This is a genomic window from Shewanella denitrificans OS217 (assembly GCF_000013765.1).
GTDB classification, from domain to species: Bacteria; Pseudomonadota; Gammaproteobacteria; order Enterobacterales; family Shewanellaceae; genus Shewanella; species Shewanella denitrificans.
On the sequence record NC_007954.1, the window covers coordinates 1,773,174 to 1,789,157 of the forward strand.

Below are 15,984 nucleotides of genomic sequence, written 5' to 3' on the forward strand. Positions count from 1 at the left end.
CTACTCTCCGGTTTTTTGGCTGTTTGCATTATTTAGGCTGAAGGGACTCGTATTACTGAGCCATGTGCTGCCAAGTTGCTTGAGGGCGTGTTTTTCAGCTGTTGTTAGCCCTTGTGCTTGATGGCGTTTGACTAATAAGGCCCCAAATGTGCCTTTATGTTTTACAGGCATGCGAGTGTCTAACCAATCGAACCATTCATTGCCATTGAGGTGCGCAAGCTGCTCCCTAGGCAAGTAACTTAAGGCCGTGCGTTTCAGTAAGGTGTTCACCTGTGCGGCAAACTCATCACTTGTGATGTCATAACTGTTTAATAAGGCAATGGCGGCTTTGCGGGGAGCATGATAGCGGCGCTTTAACATTAACCCGCGGACGATCATGCCGATAAATAATATCAGCAAAAAGGCCAGCAACCAGTAGCCTGGGGCTAGAGGTAAATCACTGATGCTCTGCGGCAAGATGATGTCATCAAGCTGAGCTAACATAGGGTCTGTGGTCGTCTGAGGTTTCATCTAGCGTAACTTATCCAATTGCGAACTTAAGGGCTGGCTTGCGTCGATAAATCTTGGTTCGACCTTGATCATTTTCATCAACTGAATAAACGCCTGCTGCTGAGATTGCTGCTGTTTAAGCCAAATATCAAAGCTGTGTCGATTAAGTTCCAGTTGCTGTTTTCCTTCTCTTACGGGTAAAGAAAAATGTTTAGGCAGGGTTAATTTGCCTTCCCTTAAGGGATCGGTTATCACAAACGCACCAATATCACAGTGGCGAGATAATTCGCTCAATGGACCCAGGCATTCCTCGGACATATGCTGACCATCGGTAATGATCCAGATTAAGCTGCCGGGTTTTGCAATGCGTTGCAGCCGCTGACAGGCTCTGAGCATATGTTGTGGATCGTGGGCTAGACTGTCCATTTGGCTGAGCTGTCTCTGGTGCAGCGCCATTAATGCCGAGGTTAACTGCAAGATGCCTTGCCTGCGGCTACGGGGTTTAAGCTCCAGATGCTCAGTTTCACTGGCAATCAAGGCACCGAGCCTATCGCCGTGATTGATAGCACTCCAACCTAAGGTTGCCGCAAGGTGGGCGGCTTGCACCGACTGCAGTAATAAACTTGAACCAAAATAGAGGCTATGGCTTAAATCCAGCAGTAACAAGATAGGCCGTTCACGCTCTTCGATAAATAGCTTAGTGTGTGCAACCCCAGTACGGGCGGTGACGCGCCAATCTATGGTGCGCACATCGTCGCTGTTTTGGTATTGGCGCACTTCGGCAAATTCCATGCCGCGGCCCTTGATACTGCTGTTTCTGTGCCCCGATAGCGCGGCGCTGGCTCGTGCGTGACGCTCAGGAATGGCGCGCGCAATATTTTGACAAGCAAGCAATTCCTGTTGGCAGAGGTTCACGCCATCGCTAAATAAGGGTAATTGTGTGGGCAATAAACTCATGTCTTACTGTTTCTCAGCCGGTTAAGGCACGGCAACTTGGCTTAAGATATGGTTGATAACCCTGTCTGGGGTCACCCCTTCTGCTTGGGCCTGATAACTGAGCAGTAATCTATGACGCAATACATTGGGGGCCACAGCTTGTATGTCTTCTGGAGAGACAAAGTCACGATTATGTAGCCAAGCGCGGGCGCGGGCGCAGCGCTCTAAGGCAATGGTGGCCCTTGGGCTAACACCGTATTCGAGCCATTTTGCTAAATCAGGGCTGTAGCGCGCAGGCTCACGGGTCGCCATGACGATTTCAACAATATAATCTTCCAGAGGCTCAGCAAGATAGAGTCCCATGGCTTGATCCCTTGCGGCAAATACATCGGCCTGTGCCACAGGTTCTGTGGTCGGTAAAGTATGAGTAATCGCCTCTTGACGTGATTGACGCAAGATCTGTTTTTCCGTCTCGCCGCTTGGGTAGTCAAGATTGATGTGCATTAAAAAACGGTCGAGCTGGGCTTCAGGCAGGGGATAAGTGCCTTCGTTTTCCAGCGGGTTTTGGGTTGCCATCACGAGAAACAGTTTAGGCAAAGGGTAACTGGTTTTACCCACAGTGACTTGGCCTTCGGCCATGGCCTCTAATAAGGCTGACTGCACTTTAGCTGGGGCGCGATTAATCTCATCGGCTAAGATGAGGTTGTGGAAAATGGGGCCTGCTTCGAATTCGAAGGTACCTGTTTGGGCGCGATAAATATCAGTACCGGTTAAATCAGCCGGCAGTAAGTCAGGGGTGAACTGGATGCGGTGAAAATCCCCCTCTACACCATCACACAAGGCTTTAACTGCACGGGTCTTAGCCAGGCCCGGTGGTCCTTCTACTAACAAGTGGCCATCGGCAATTAAGGCTATCAGTAAATTTTCGGTTAAAACGCTTTGTCCTAAAATAACATTGTCTAAATAGGCTCTTAGTGAATGAAATCGACTCAAAGGCATGATGATACTCAGTTTATTTAGTGTTTATTCGCGGTTATTTGACCCATGTTAATGAATTTTATGGCACTTTGGCTAGTATGATTAACACAAATTAACTTTTATCAAATAAACGGGTGTTTAAAACTTGTCAATTAAAAGTTAGAATCAGATCACACTTGATGGTCAGACCAGAATGGTTGGCTGTAATGGATATGTCAGTTTAAGCCTCAATATGGGGTTTTTAAAATAATAAAGAAGGTGACAAATGAGTGACAGACAACAGGTAAAGAATGCTCGCGGCGAACGAATCGCGATTGTTGCCGGCCTTAGAACGCCGTTTGCTAAACAAGCGACAGCCTTTCACGGCGTCTCTGCCCTAGATATGGGCAAAATGGTGGTTAATGAGCTGATTTCTCGCTCTGAACTTGACCCTAAATTAATTGAGCAGTTGGTCTATGGCCAAGTGGTGTTGATGCCAGCTGCGCCTAACATTGCCCGCGAAATTGTCCTAGGCACTGGCATGAATGTGTCAACCGATGCTTATAGCGTGACCCGCGCTTGTGCGACCAGCTTCCAGTCTGCGGTTAACGTGGCTGAATCTATCATGACTGGCAATGTTGAAATCGGTATTGCTGGCGGCGCGGATTCTTCATCTGTATTGCCTATTACCGTGTCTAAGAAATTAGCCCATGCCTTGGTTGATTTGAACAAAGCCCGCACCCTAGGACAAAAATTTGCCATTATGCGCCGCCTTGGCCTTAAAGATTTAATGCCAGTGCCGCCAGCGGTTGCAGAATACTCGACCGGTCTTTCTATGGGGCAAACCGCCGAGCAAATGGCGAAAACTTACGGCATTAGCCGCGCAGACCAAGATGCATTAGCTCATCGCTCACACACGCTAGCCACCGAAACATGGAATTCAGGTAATCTTCGTGATGAGGTGATGACGGCTCATGTTGCCCCTTATAAGCAGTTTATTGACCGCGATAACAACATCCGCGAAAACTCTGTACTTGAATCGTACGCTAAGCTTCGCCCTGCGTTTGACCGTAAGCACGGCAGCGTGACAGCGGCAAACAGTACGCCGCTGACCGACGGTGCATCAGCCATCATATTGATGAGTGAAGGCCGTGCTAAAGCCTTAGGTTACCAGCCAATTGGCTATATCAAGAGTTATGCTTTTACCGCCATTGATGTATGGCAAGACATGTTGATGGGCCCATCTTACGCGACGCCATTGGCGCTTAAGCGTGCCGGTATGGAGCTTGAAGACTTAACCTTGATTGAAATGCACGAAGCGTTTGCCGCGCAAACCTTAGCCAACATGCAAATGTTTGGCTCGAAGAAGTTTGCCGCTGAAAAACTCGGTCGTAATCGCGCAATCGGTGACATCGACATGAGCAAATTTAACGTCCTAGGCGGCTCGCTTGCCTACGGTCACCCCTTTGCAGCCACAGGTACCCGTCTTATCACCCAAGTGTGTCGCGAGCTTAAACGCCGCGGCGGTGGTACTGGTTTAGCCACAGCCTGTGCGGCTGGTGGTTTAGGCGCAGCAATGATAGTTGAAGTGGAGTAAGCCTAATGGAAAAGACATTTAATTTAGCCCGCCGCGATGATGGTATCGCGGTGTTGACCATGGACGTCCCAGGCGAAACCATGAACACCCTCAAAGCCGAATTTGGCCCAGAGATAAGTGCTGTATTAGCTGAGATAAAATCAGACTCTAGCATTAAAGGCCTAGTGGTGATTTCGGGTAAAGCGGACTCATTTGTTGCTGGCGCCGATATCAGCATGTTGGATGCTTGCACCAGCGCGGACGCCGCTAAAGCCTTATCTCAGCAAGGCCATCAAGTGTTTGCAGAGCTTGAAGGATTAAGCATTCCTGTGGTTGCAGCTATCAATGGCGCTTGCCTTGGTGGCGGTTTAGAGCTTGCGTTAGCATGTCATTTACGTGTGTGTAGTGATGATGCTAAAACTATGCTTGGGGTCCCAGAAGTGCAGTTGGGGTTACTGCCTGGCGGCGGCGGGACCCAGCGTCTACCGCGCCTTGTTGGCATAACAACAGCGCTTGATTTGATGCTAACCGGTAAGCAAGTACGTCCTAAGCAAGCCTTAAAAATGGGTTTAGTTAATGATGTGGTGCCAAACAGTATCTTGCTTGAAACTGCGGTTAATTTAGCTAAAAAAGGCAAAAAAACGGCTGCGCCAGTGAAGAAAAGCTTCATTAATAAAGTGTTAGAGTCAACCAGCTTTAGCCGCGATATTATTTTCGATCAGGCGCGCAAGCAAGTTGAGAAGAAAACTCAGGGTAATTATCCTGCGCCAGGAAAAATTATTGACTGCGTACGTCAAGGATTAAACAAAGGCATGGTAAAAGGCCTTGAAGTTGAGGCCACTCATTTTTCTACTCTAGTGATGTCATCAGAATCAGCGGCGCTTCGCAGTTTGTTTTTTGCCACCACTGAAATGAAGAAAGAGACCGGAGTCGATGGTGTTGAACCACGTAAAGTGCGTAAAGCCGTGGTACTAGGTGGCGGCTTGATGGGCGGCGGTATCGCATCAGTTACCACCACTAAAGCCAAGATCCCAGCTCGCGTTAAAGACATTAGTGACAAAGGCCTGAGTAATGCCTTAGCTTATGCTTATAAATTATTGGATAAGGGTGTTAAGCGCCGCCATATGACACCATCAGCCCGTGATGGTTTAATGGCGCTGATGACCACAACCACTGAATATAAAGGCGTAAAAGATGCCGATATTGTGGTTGAAGCGGTATTTGAAGATTTAGCTCTTAAGCATCAGATGGTTAAAGATATAGAGCGTGAATGCGGCGAACATACCATTTTTGCCTCAAACACTTCGTCTTTGCCTATTGGTCAAATCGCTGCGGCCGCCGAGCGTCCTGAAAACGTGATTGGTCTGCACTATTTCTCACCGGTTGAGAAAATGCCTTTGGTTGAAGTTATTGCTCATGAGAAAACTTCGGCGCAAACTATTGCAACTACTGTGGCTTTTGCCCGCAAGCAAGGCAAGACACCTATCGTAGTTAAAGATGGCGCGGGCTTTTATGTGAACCGTATTTTAGCGCTTTACATGAATGAAGCGGCGCAGCTGTTACTGGAAGGTCAGCGTATCGAACACTTAGATAAGTCATTGGTTAAGTTTGGCTTCCCTGTGGGGCCTATGACCTTGCTTGATGAAGTGGGCATAGATGTGGGCGCCAAAATATCACCGATTCTAGAAAAAGAATTGGGCGAGCGTTTCCAAGCGCCAAGTGCATTTGCCAAGTTGTTAAATGATGACCGTAAGGGGCGCAAGAATAGCAAAGGCTTCTACCAGTATGGCCCTAAAGCGAAAAAATCTAAGCTTGTTGATGAAAGCGTATACGCTGTGCTTGGCATTTTAGCGGCCTCTAACAAAGACAGCAAAGAAATCAGTGAGCGTTGTGTTATTCAAATGCTTAATGAAGCAGTGCGCTGTTTAGAAGAAGGCATAATTGCTTCACCACGGGATGGTGATATCGGCGCTATCTTCGGCATAGGTTTCCCTCCTTTCTTGGGCGGCCCTTTCCGTTATATGGACAGCCTTGGGGCTGCACATATGGTGGCAAGATTAGAGCATTATCAGAAGCTTCATGGTGAGCGTTTCGCCCCAAGTGAGAAGCTTAAAGCTATGGCTGCGAATAGTCAGACTTTTTACACTAAGTAATTATTTTATTAACCTAAATAGAGGTTAAGAAATAGTAGATAAAAAAACTTAAAAAAGCGGCATTAATATGCCGTTTTTTTATGTTGAAGGTAAATTATTTCCGCTTATAAGGAGCCTTGATGCTCGATTTTTAGCCTAGATTTAGGTATAGTGACGCGGCTAAATGGCTCTTGGGTACTGTAATTGAGTAAGTCGGTTGTGGCTATGCATAGCAAAAGAAACAACAGCATATGATTGCAGCGTGATTGTGGTTATTTGAAGCATAGATGCCATTAGCACGTTTTGAAATGATGTTTACTGAAGTATGAGGTCATAGTGATATTTCTAATTATTCCCCTTTGGCTAGTGTCGGCTATTTTCTGTGGCCGCAGCGCCTTTAAACACGGCTTAGGTGTAAAGCGCTGGAGCGTGTTTAGCTGCTTTCTAGGACCAGCCATCTACCCACTGTTTATGACCCACAAACGCTTAGCGATAAAGCGTTCAAGTGTTACTGCAAAGGGACGATTCTATTGCTAGATTGAGCTCTCGATTTCATGATGAAACGAACTCAAGCGATGATGAATGAAGCATAAGAACAGTGTACGAATTACGAGTATTTTTTGAAGGATACAGAAAGGGAGCCTATGGCTCCCTTATTTTTTTAACTTTAGCAACTGAACTTAGTGCCACCAAGCGTTAGCCTGGATCACTTCTAAATGCTCCAAACCCTTAGGTAATTTGACTTTTTTACGAGCTGGCTTGGTAAAACCTAAAGCATTTTTAATTATAGCAATCATAATGTGGTCCCTTATGCCGTTGTTTGTTTGATGGCAACTTTAATAGTTGGGAATCCTGCGGTTTGAATACCATCTATGCCATTAATCACTTTGATGGTCGGGAATCCTGCAGCTTGAGTGCTATCAAAATTATTGAATACCTTTATTGTTGGAAATCCAGTTGTTTGAGTATTTTTGTCAACAGCGTAGCAAGTGTTCGTAAAAGTTGAAAATAAGGCAATGGCAATAAGCTTTTTAATCATGGCTGTTCTCGTATATTCAGGGTTAAAATTATAGTTTTTTTGACATCTGAATATTCAAAGCATATAACGTGCCAGATTTAGATTTTTGGGTAGTCAATGTATTCCCGATACAGTTTTGGTTATTTACTCAAATTATTCAACCCGATTCTTGTTGATATCGTTTACCAATAGTTGAGTGAATTCACTTTCTTTAATTGGTTTGCTAAAAATATACCCTTGAATTTCCTCGCAATTTAGTGCTTTCAGAATGGATAGTTGGGCGGCTTGCTCAACCCCTTCTCCCACGACAGTGAGTCCCATGTTATGGGCGATAGTGATAATGGAATCCACCATTTTTAGATCCATGTCTGACTTATCGATATCATCAACAAAGCTCTTATCAACTTTTAATCTGTGGATCGGGAAGCGCTTCAAATATGACAGTGAAGAATAGCCAGTGCCAAAATCATCCAAGGCTAGGCTAATACCCATCTTAGCCAGCTGTTGCATGACTTTAATGGCACTTTCAGGATTTTTAATAACAGTGCCTTCGGTTATTTCAAGCTCTAGGTTTTCGGCAGGAAGACCAGTTTGACATAATATTGACTCAATTCTTTGCACTAGGTCGGGCAAGGCAAATTGTTTCGACGATAAATTGACGGCGATGCGACCATTAAATATCCCTTGTTGGCGCCAGCTTTGGGCTGCGGTGCAGGCTTTTCTTAATACAATATCGCCAATCTCGATAATGAGGCCATTGTCTTCAGCAAGGGGGATGAAATCATTGGGGGGAATGAGGCCAAGCTGAGGATGATTTAGCCTGACAAGAGCCTCCATCCCTGTAATTCTGTCAAGCTTAAGATCCACCTTAGCTTGGTAGTGCACTTCGAATAAGTCCTCTTTTAATCCTTGGCGAATAAGATTTTCTACTTCAAGTTGCCTTAACACGTTTTGATTAAGTGATTCGGCATAAAACTGGTATCGGTTGCCACCTGCTGATTTAGCATGGTACATGGCAATGTCAGCTTTTCTAAGAAGGGCTTGTTCATTTTGCTCATCCTCTGGATAAAGTACTATGCCAATACTTATACCAATGACCAATTGTTCTGATTCAATTGAAAATGGCGTTTTAAGATCCTTGATGACGCTTCCTGCTATGGCTGCACTGGAGGCTATATCAGGATTTTTATCCAGTAAAATAGCAAACTCATCACCACCGAGTCGGTAAAGGCTTGCATGGGAAGGAATGATTGCTTGGATACGCTCAGCAACACTGATAATTAAGCTATCACCTATTTGGTGACCTAATGAGTCATTGATACGCTTAAAATTATCAAGATCTAATACCATCAAGGTATGATGTATGTCTTTTTTGACGAGATTGCTTAAAGTTACTTGCAAACTGGAGCGGTTAGCAAGGCCTGTTAAAATGTCGTTATTGGTGAGTTTTCTTAGTTCCTCTTCTTGCTGTTTTCTGCGGGTGATATCTGAAAATATACCCACATAATGGCTGAACAGCCCTAATTCGTCCTTAATGGCATCGATAGTCAGTGACATAAGAAATGTTGAGTCATCGCTCTTTAAGGCGTCGACGTCGCCGCTCCAATAGCCTTGCTGAGTTATAATACTGCGAATTTGAGTTGAAAATGACTCAGGATAGAGATTAAATGACAGCAGCTCACCGGTAAATGATGATTTTGTTCTTTGTAGCAGGCTGCAACAAGCGGAATTGACTTCCAAAAACCTATGTTCTGCGTCCAATATAAACATGCCTTCGGAGATGTTTTCAATGGCTCTGGCAAATAGCCTCAGCTGCTCTTCTGTTTGCTTGATATTATTGATATCTTTGATGGTCCCCGTCATTCGTAGCGGGCGTTCTTTGTTGTCTCGCTCAACAATTTTAGCCCTATCTAAAATCCACAGCCATTCATTATTTCTATTTTTAACGCGATAGGCGACTTCAAAATGGTCTGTTTCTCCTTCAAAGTGGTCATCTAAAGCCTGCTGCACTCGAGCTTGATCTTGAGGGTGAATATTGCTTTCGCCATCGACGTCTCCAGATCTTTGGCCATCTTGAGGAAACTCCAAGGTGCCCCAGATGTTAGAGCGATAAATTTTGCCTGATTCTATGTCCCAATCCCACATTTCATCGCCGCTGCCCCAAAGTGATAATTTTAGCCGTTCTTCGCTCAAGGCTATCTGCTTCTGAATGACTCTGCGACGCATTATTGCTCTGACTAAAGCGCTGGAAAATAGCAAGGTAAGAAGGGCATAGATTAATTTGGCTTCGACAGATAACCACCAAGGGGGGGTAATAATGACTTTAATGGATTTGGTAGGGCCTCGCTGGCCCGTTAATTTATCAATGGCATAGACGTTAAAAAAATATTCGCCATGAGATAAGTTAGTATAAGTAGCGGAGTTAACTTCTTTTGCAATAAGCCAATCATTGGACAGACCTTTCATTTGATAGTAAAAACTGACATCGTTTAAATCTTTCCCAGGCACAATAAATTTGAAAGAAAAAGGATAGTCAGAGAATTTCAAAGTAATATATCTTAAATCGTTGATGGATTTTGTTAATGTTAATCCGCCAATGTTTTCAATGGTGTTGAATATTGATAGGTCCGTAATGGCTATGTTGTTTTTTTTGTTTTTGTTTAAGAATGAAGAAATTATTTTATCATTAATGATGCTAAGCCCATTTGAACCGCCAAAAAAAATATCCTCACCCAGCTCTATAACTGAATTTACGTTGTAATCTATCTGGGAGCCATGCTGAACTAGTAAATCGGTCGTTTTGTTTTTTGAAATATCAATAATGCTTATCTTTCCGTTTGATGAAATAATAATTTTGTTTTCGCTGACCGCACTGGAGTAAATAAGTTTTCTACCAGAATAAATCTCTTTTATTTCAGATTTTTCGTCATCAAAAGTAAAAACAGATGTTCTTGTGCTAAATATGAAAGAGTTATTTGTTTTTTTTATACTGGTAACAATGTCTTTGTCGTATATAATTTCTTCTTTCATATTTGATAACTTTTTCAATCCATTTTGGGAGGCTATCCATAGTGTCCCTTCTTGCATAAATAAATCGTATATCGGATACTTTTCCTTTGGGATATATTTATTTGTTATTTCATTATTCTCATTTAAAAATATAATGCTCCCAGAAGCAGTGCCTGCAATAATTTGTTCATTGTAAACTAGGATGTGAGAAATATGCTCGGATGATAAGCTTTGTGTAATGTTTTTTGATAAGTCATTTGTTATTAGTCCAGACGGAGAGCCGACATAGAGATTTCTTTTATAAATAGCTATTGTTTTTGGTCCTTCAGAAGCATTTGTGGATATATTCGTAATAAAATCTAAATTTTTCGTGTAAGCTTTTATGACGCTGGAATCTGTCGCTATGTATATAGCGTCGTTTCCTTTGGCTATAGACCAAACATTCCCATTAATGTTTTTTGGGCTAATTACCAGATTTTTTTTCTGTGTTATGTGGTTAAATCCTGCGTTCATTATGCTAATAAATATATCTTCATTTATTATTTTTAAGAAAAGCCTTTCGAAGTCTTCGTTAGTTTTTTTTATTGTTCCAATAAGTTTTTCTATGTAAGTATTAGATATGATGTAAATGTCATTCCCGGCTAGTGCAACTATTTCATTTGAATGTTTAGTTATGTTTGTGTAAATTGAGTTTGATATTTTTTTGATGTTCTTTTTCTTGTAGGTGTACAACCCAGCTTTTGATGCTATGAATAATTCGTCATTAATAATCTCAATGTCATAGCTGCTAGGTGATATCTTTGTTAACTTTCCATTACTGTGTAGAAATACTTCTCCTTCATAATTTCTTATGAAAGTATCATTTCTGAATGCTCTTATTTTTTTTACTTCCTTAAGTTTTTTAGACTCGATAAATATATCTTTCTGGTTGTTTGAGATTATTATTTTATTTTTCAACCCTATAAATAAACTTTCATTTATTGACTCCAGTGCCCATATCGCTTGAGATAAATTATTTGGTAGATGAGGGACTTTTGAAAATGACTCTAGTTCAGTATTATAGTGAACTAGTCCGGCATCGGTTCCTACTAATAATCTGCCCTCAGGGTCTAAAGCAAGGCTTCTTATAAAGGAGCTTGGCAGGCCAGAACCGGTATCATCGGCGAAGAAGTGTTTGAAATGGGTACCATCGAAGCGGTTTAAGCCATTGAGTGTACCTATCCAGACGTAGCCTTCTCTATCTTCGACTATGCTAGTGACGATACTTTGTGAAAGTCCTTCGGCGACGCTGTAGCTGTCGTAATTGAGCTCGATATCAAATTCGTTGCGGTTTTGCAGCCAAAAATTGGACTCAGGTTGGTCTTGGGTTGAGGTTTGTGCAGCAGAGCCAGGCACTGGTTCCACAACTGTTTCAAAGGCCAAGGCTGGAGCTGTTGGGAAAAAAGCACAGCTGAGGAAAAAAGCGGTAAAAAATGTCGCAATACGTGAGATGGGCATAATCTTATTCTTATTCTGGTCGATGCCGATTAACCTCCCACTTTTTCAGAAAGTCCCCCTTTTGTCAAAACCTAGTTGCATTTATTACTGAACTACACTTTTCTTGTTGTTTATCTATACGATATAGAGGAAATATAAGTGTGATCTTAGCGTTCCCTCAATATCGATTAGAAGTCAAACTTCTCAGAATTACTCTTAAAATAATTAAGATCAGTGATCATTTCTTCTGAACGTAAAGGTTCGTGTTGCTGATGTTGCTCCCCCTGATTAAATAATACCAAGCGATTGCAATGTTTACTGCGCATTTGTTGCATCATAAATTTGATTAAGTCTGCTCGGGTGAGTAATTTAATTTTTTCGACCACAAGTTCTCGTTGGTTAAATGAATAATCTCTGTTTCCTAAACTCACCCAATAACGCTGACTGCGAGTCTTAAGGTTGGAGTCATGCTCCATTATCTGACTGACTAACCCTAGCTTAGTGCTCTCCCATTGCTCATTGGTAATTTGCATCACGGCGTAGTTAAAGTCAGCTATAAATTCATCTATGGCTTCGAGTAATTGTTTTGGCCCTGCGGTAGGGGACTGGATATAGAAAATCATCCCAGGGTGTCGATTTAACGGTAAGTAACCCGTACCTACCATATAGCCCAATTGTTTTTCAGTACGTAATTCATGAAAAAAGGTCGATGACATAGTGTGGTTAAGCAAGGTGAAGATTGCCATATTATCGAGGGATGATGATTGGGCCTGATAATACAAAATAATGGCGCTGTCCTGATGAGCGATAACAAGCTCTCGCATCACAGTGCCTTTGTGGGCCATATTCACCAGTTCCCTAGCCGCTTCTTTGCTGGGTTTTGATACTAAGGACAGTAAGTTTTGCAAGCGCTTACTTAGCTGCTTAGCCTCACTTTCTAGCCAATCGCCATAGACTAAGCCTTCAAGGTAAATCTTTTCATAGAAGGCACTGACATGGTCGTGTAACTGGGACAACACCACATGTTCAAGTGCCATGGCCATTTGGCTAGGCTCATAACTGCGTTGTTGCAGCGTGACAGTAAGGCCAGTAAATAGCTGAGAAATGGGTTTTGCTTGGCTGGCATTACGCCAACTGCGCAGCAATTGTCTCTTGATGGTTTCAAATCGTTCCTGAGTAAAATTACGCTCGCGAGCCTTATGTATCACCAGAGACAGCAAGGTTTCTTGATTGCCGGTGAAACCAGTTAAATGCAAGGTTATCCCGCCTTGATGAGGATAAATATTATAATTAAGGCCAGCAACTTCGGCTTGATAGGTAGCTTCGGTTAAATAATCCAACAGCATTTCAACATAGAGCCGCGTGAGTGCAGCATGCAATGGGCTTTTGCTGGCTTGATCTGAGTCGAGCGACAGATACATATGCCCCTTGGGAACATTAAACTCATCATCTTTTTTATGCCATAGTCGAAAGGCGGGTCCCTCATCCACTAAGCATGGATGTGGGCTGAGGCTTTTAGCTACCCGTGCTTGGGGGTTGGCCACGATGAAAGGATTTCTTTCAGGCAGAGCAAGTCCAGGTCGGATCTTGCTAATATCCCACTTTCGCAAGCGTTCGGGGGCAATATCTTCAACAGAATAGGGGGTATGGTACCAAGCGGCTTGCCTGTCTGTGGTTATCTCTTTGGCAACCACTTGCAAGCGCATATTGTCTGGGCTTAGTAAGGACAGCAGCATAGTGGTTTCATCAATGTCGAAACCGTCCATGCGATAGTCACCATAGACTAGATCTTCGGGGCGATAGTGATGCATGTTAATGCTTAAATGGCTGGCAAGATCTAAGGCTTTTATTTGTTCTTGGAAACGAAATGCTGTCTCCAGCAAATTGGCCCTTTCTTGATAGCGCCATGTATCGAGCCCTTGAGTACTAATTAGCCTTATGTATTCAAAGGCGCAAGCGACGACTTCATCTAATTCTTGCAAGCCTTTATCGCTGAGCTGAATAGAAATATTGTATTCTTTGAAGTTATAGCCATTGATCCCGCCGCCTGCGGATAAATTGTTGGCAAGCCCTTGAGCCTTCAAGTAAGACAACAAGCTGCCCGGACTTTCATTGCCCAATAAATGGCTAATAAAAGTCAGGGGTTTACGGGGGTAAAATTGATCTATCCCGGGTAAAGTAAAACTTAAATTGACCCGTTTCTGATCTTTTAAGGGCACGATGCTGATTTGCTTAAGCTGTTGCTTTTCAGTAAGAAACGGCACTTGTGGATACTGCCGCTGACGCTGGGTATTAATGATGCTGCCAAAGTAGCGCCTTGCAAGTTGTTCTAGTTCATCTAAAGCGAGTGGTGCCACCAAGCAGAGCGTCATTACGTTGGCACTGTAGCGTTCGCGATAAAATTCCAGCAGCTCTTGTCGAAGGTCTACTTCATCACCACCTAAGGTTTTGAGGTTACCCACGGAAAACTTTGCGAAAGGATGAGCTGGGTTGACGGACTCTTTTTGAACTTGATAGACGCGGCGAATATCATCCTTAAGCTTTAAACTAAATTCCGACTCGATAGCATGACGCTCTCTATCGACTAAGGCTAAATCAAATTTTGGTGAGATAAAAAATTGGCTAAATCTGTCCAATGATGGCTCAAAGGCCTCGGCATCGATACTGTAGAAAAAATTGGTTTGCTCAGCGCCTGTCCAGGCATTATTACTGCCGCCATGTTGGTTAATAAACGCATGGTATTCGCCAGAATCAGGGTATTTTTCTGTGCCTAGAAACAGCATGTGTTCTAAAAAGTGCGCCATACCTGGTCTTTTTTCAGGATCGTCAAAATGTCCCACACCTACTGCCATGGACGATGCGGCCTGAGTCGACTGCATATCTTCAACCAATAGTACCTTCAGCTGATTTTCAAGTAGCAGGTATTTGTATTGGCGATGATCATTTGGGCTTTTGTGGATAATAGGCGTAAAAGACAAATCTGTGCTCCCTGTAACGCAGTGGCTTAGTGATAAGGGCGAATAAAATTATCAGCTTAAACATCAATCTGTTTATCTTACTCTGCTTGACAATAGATTTCAGAAGCTAAGTTAATTTAATTTTAGTTAAGGATGTATTTAATTCTAAAGCCCAGTTCACATTAGCTTAGCAGTGAATAACATTAAGCTGATAAGTTATAGACTAAAGATGACTAAAACGACCGAAAAACAGGGTTTGTTGACGGCTTTTTTGAGTTACAATTAAACAATAATGATAACAATAATGTCTGCTGAGAACCCTATGCAACTTTTTTTGATGAGACACGGTGAAGCGAGCTTCGATGCCCCCTCCGATAAAGAGCGTATGCTCACCGATACAGGCCGTTATACCAGCCGTATGATGGCGAAATGGCTAACTAAGATGACGACGCGAGTAGACTTAGTCATAGTTAGCCCCTATGTGCGTGCGCAGCAAACTTGGCAAGAAGTCAGTAAGCATTTAGCCGAGCCTAGACATATAGTCACCTTAGATGACATCACCCCCAATGCCGACCCCAAATTTGCCGTCGATGCGATACTCGCTTATGCCGAACAATACAAGGCTGACACTGTGCTGGTTATCGCTCATATGCCAATTTTAGGCTACATGGTTAGCGAGTTTGTCTATGGAATAGAGCCCCCCCTGTTTGCTACTTCGGGCATTGCACATATTGATAAACACTTAGAGCTGGCAAGCTTAGTGGCGATGCAAAACCCTACACAGCTAGCGTAAATGTCCTTTACTTGTGTGAATGGGTACTTGGGAAAGGGGATTAGCGTCTGTGAGGCTGATCGCCCAAATCGATGAGTACCAACAATGCTGCATCGCCGCCCCATTCCTTGGGGGCTTGATGAAAGGCTTTGACGTTAGGATGCTGCACTAACCAGATGGGAATTTGTTGTTTTAAAATTCCCGCACCGTAACCGTGCATCACACTACAACATTGAATGCTTTGTTTCATACAGGCTTGAATGAGCGCGGCTAATTCAAGTTTGGCTTCTGATTGTCGCAAACCGTGTAGATCCAGCAATAGATCTGGCTGGTAATCACCCCGTCTCAATCGCTTAAGCTCTAACTTGTCCGCAGTTTCATCAATCCAGCGCATAGGCCCATCATGAGGCAACAAGGGCTGATAGCTATCAGAAAAATAGCTATCGGCATGGAGCTGTTGCTCCTTAAATTCGAACACTTGCTTAGTCTTAGCCTGTTGACGAAAATGATGAGTGTTTTGCTTAAGCGGCTTAACGTCATCAACTAATTCAAAAAAGGACTGAGCGTCAGGGAGATTATCTTTATTCATGGTCATATTGTATTGAATTCTATGTCATCTTAATAGACTTCAGTTACAATGACCCAGAACAATTAAGCAGGAG

General features: G+C 43.3%; 11 protein-coding genes. 4 read left to right on the top strand and 7 right to left on the bottom strand.

Features of this window, described 5'->3' with window-relative positions; genetic code table 11:
* From SDEN_RS07975 to SDEN_RS07985, 3 genes are read right to left on the bottom strand one after another with little or no spacing between them, the layout of a single operon-like run.
* Window positions 1–510, bottom strand: a complete 510-nt coding sequence (locus tag SDEN_RS07975; protein ID WP_011495969.1) for a DUF4381 domain-containing protein — start codon at window positions 508–510, stop codon at window positions 1–3.
* Window positions 511–1,446 carry a DUF58 domain-containing protein gene (locus SDEN_RS07980; RefSeq protein WP_011495970.1) on the bottom strand — a complete coding sequence of 312 codons (936 nt, stop codon included), beginning with the start codon at window positions 1,444–1,446 and terminating at the stop codon, window positions 511–513.
* A 21-nt stretch (window positions 1,447–1,467) separates the two neighbouring features.
* Window positions 1,468–2,424: an AAA family ATPase gene (locus tag SDEN_RS07985; protein ID WP_011495971.1), complete on the bottom strand. Its 957-nt coding sequence runs from the start codon at window positions 2,422–2,424 to the stop codon at window positions 1,468–1,470.
* 244 nt (window positions 2,425–2,668) lie between these two features.
* Here SDEN_RS07985 and fadI point away from each other — a divergent pair, with 244 nt between their 5' ends.
* The 3 genes from fadI to SDEN_RS20210 all read left to right on the top strand — a co-directional run bounded on the left by fadI (window position 2,669) and on the right by SDEN_RS20210 (window position 6,627).
* The gene (gene fadI / locus SDEN_RS07990) at window positions 2,669–3,979 is read left to right on the top strand and encodes an acetyl-CoA C-acyltransferase FadI (RefSeq protein ID WP_011495972.1); all 1,311 of its coding nucleotides are present in this window, start codon (window positions 2,669–2,671) and stop codon (window positions 3,977–3,979) included.
* Between the two features lie 5 nt (window positions 3,980–3,984).
* Window positions 3,985–6,111: a fatty acid oxidation complex subunit alpha FadJ gene (fadJ, locus tag SDEN_RS07995; protein ID WP_011495973.1), complete on the top strand. Its 2,127-nt coding sequence runs from the start codon at window positions 3,985–3,987 to the stop codon at window positions 6,109–6,111.
* A gap of 315 nt (window positions 6,112–6,426) precedes the next feature.
* A complete protein-coding gene (locus tag SDEN_RS20210) occupies window positions 6,427–6,627 on the top strand; it encodes a hypothetical protein (RefSeq protein ID WP_011495974.1) in 201 nt (66 codons plus the stop codon).
* A gap of 271 nt (window positions 6,628–6,898) precedes the next feature.
* Here the strand turns inward: SDEN_RS20210 and SDEN_RS08000 are convergent, their stop codons facing one another.
* The 3 genes from SDEN_RS08000 to SDEN_RS08010 all read right to left on the bottom strand — a co-directional run bounded on the left by SDEN_RS08000 (window position 6,899) and on the right by SDEN_RS08010 (window position 14,571).
* The gene (locus tag SDEN_RS08000) at window positions 6,899–7,129 is read right to left on the bottom strand and encodes a hypothetical protein (RefSeq protein WP_041405733.1); all 231 of its coding nucleotides are present in this window, start codon (window positions 7,127–7,129) and stop codon (window positions 6,899–6,901) included.
* 132 nt (window positions 7,130–7,261) lie between these two features.
* Window positions 7,262–11,614 carry an EAL domain-containing protein gene (locus SDEN_RS08005; RefSeq protein ID WP_011495975.1) on the bottom strand — a complete coding sequence of 1,451 codons (4,353 nt, stop codon included), beginning with the start codon at window positions 11,612–11,614 and terminating at the stop codon, window positions 7,262–7,264.
* 167 nt (window positions 11,615–11,781) lie between these two features.
* Entirely contained in the window at window positions 11,782–14,571 is a 2,790-nt protein-coding gene (locus SDEN_RS08010) for an insulinase family protein (RefSeq protein WP_011495976.1), read from the bottom strand.
* A gap of 301 nt (window positions 14,572–14,872) precedes the next feature.
* On the opposite strand from SDEN_RS08010, the gene sixA reads away from it, so the two are divergent.
* A complete protein-coding gene (sixA, locus tag SDEN_RS08015; protein ID WP_041406152.1) occupies window positions 14,873–15,343 on the top strand; it encodes a phosphohistidine phosphatase SixA in 471 nt (156 codons plus the stop codon).
* 40 nt (window positions 15,344–15,383) lie between these two features.
* Here sixA and smrB read toward each other — a convergent pair whose 3' ends face one another.
* Complete coding sequence (smrB, locus tag SDEN_RS08020) at window positions 15,384–15,911, bottom strand: endonuclease SmrB (RefSeq protein WP_041406153.1); 528 nt, start codon at window positions 15,909–15,911, stop codon at window positions 15,384–15,386.
* Between the last annotated feature and the right edge of the window lie 73 nt (window positions 15,912–15,984).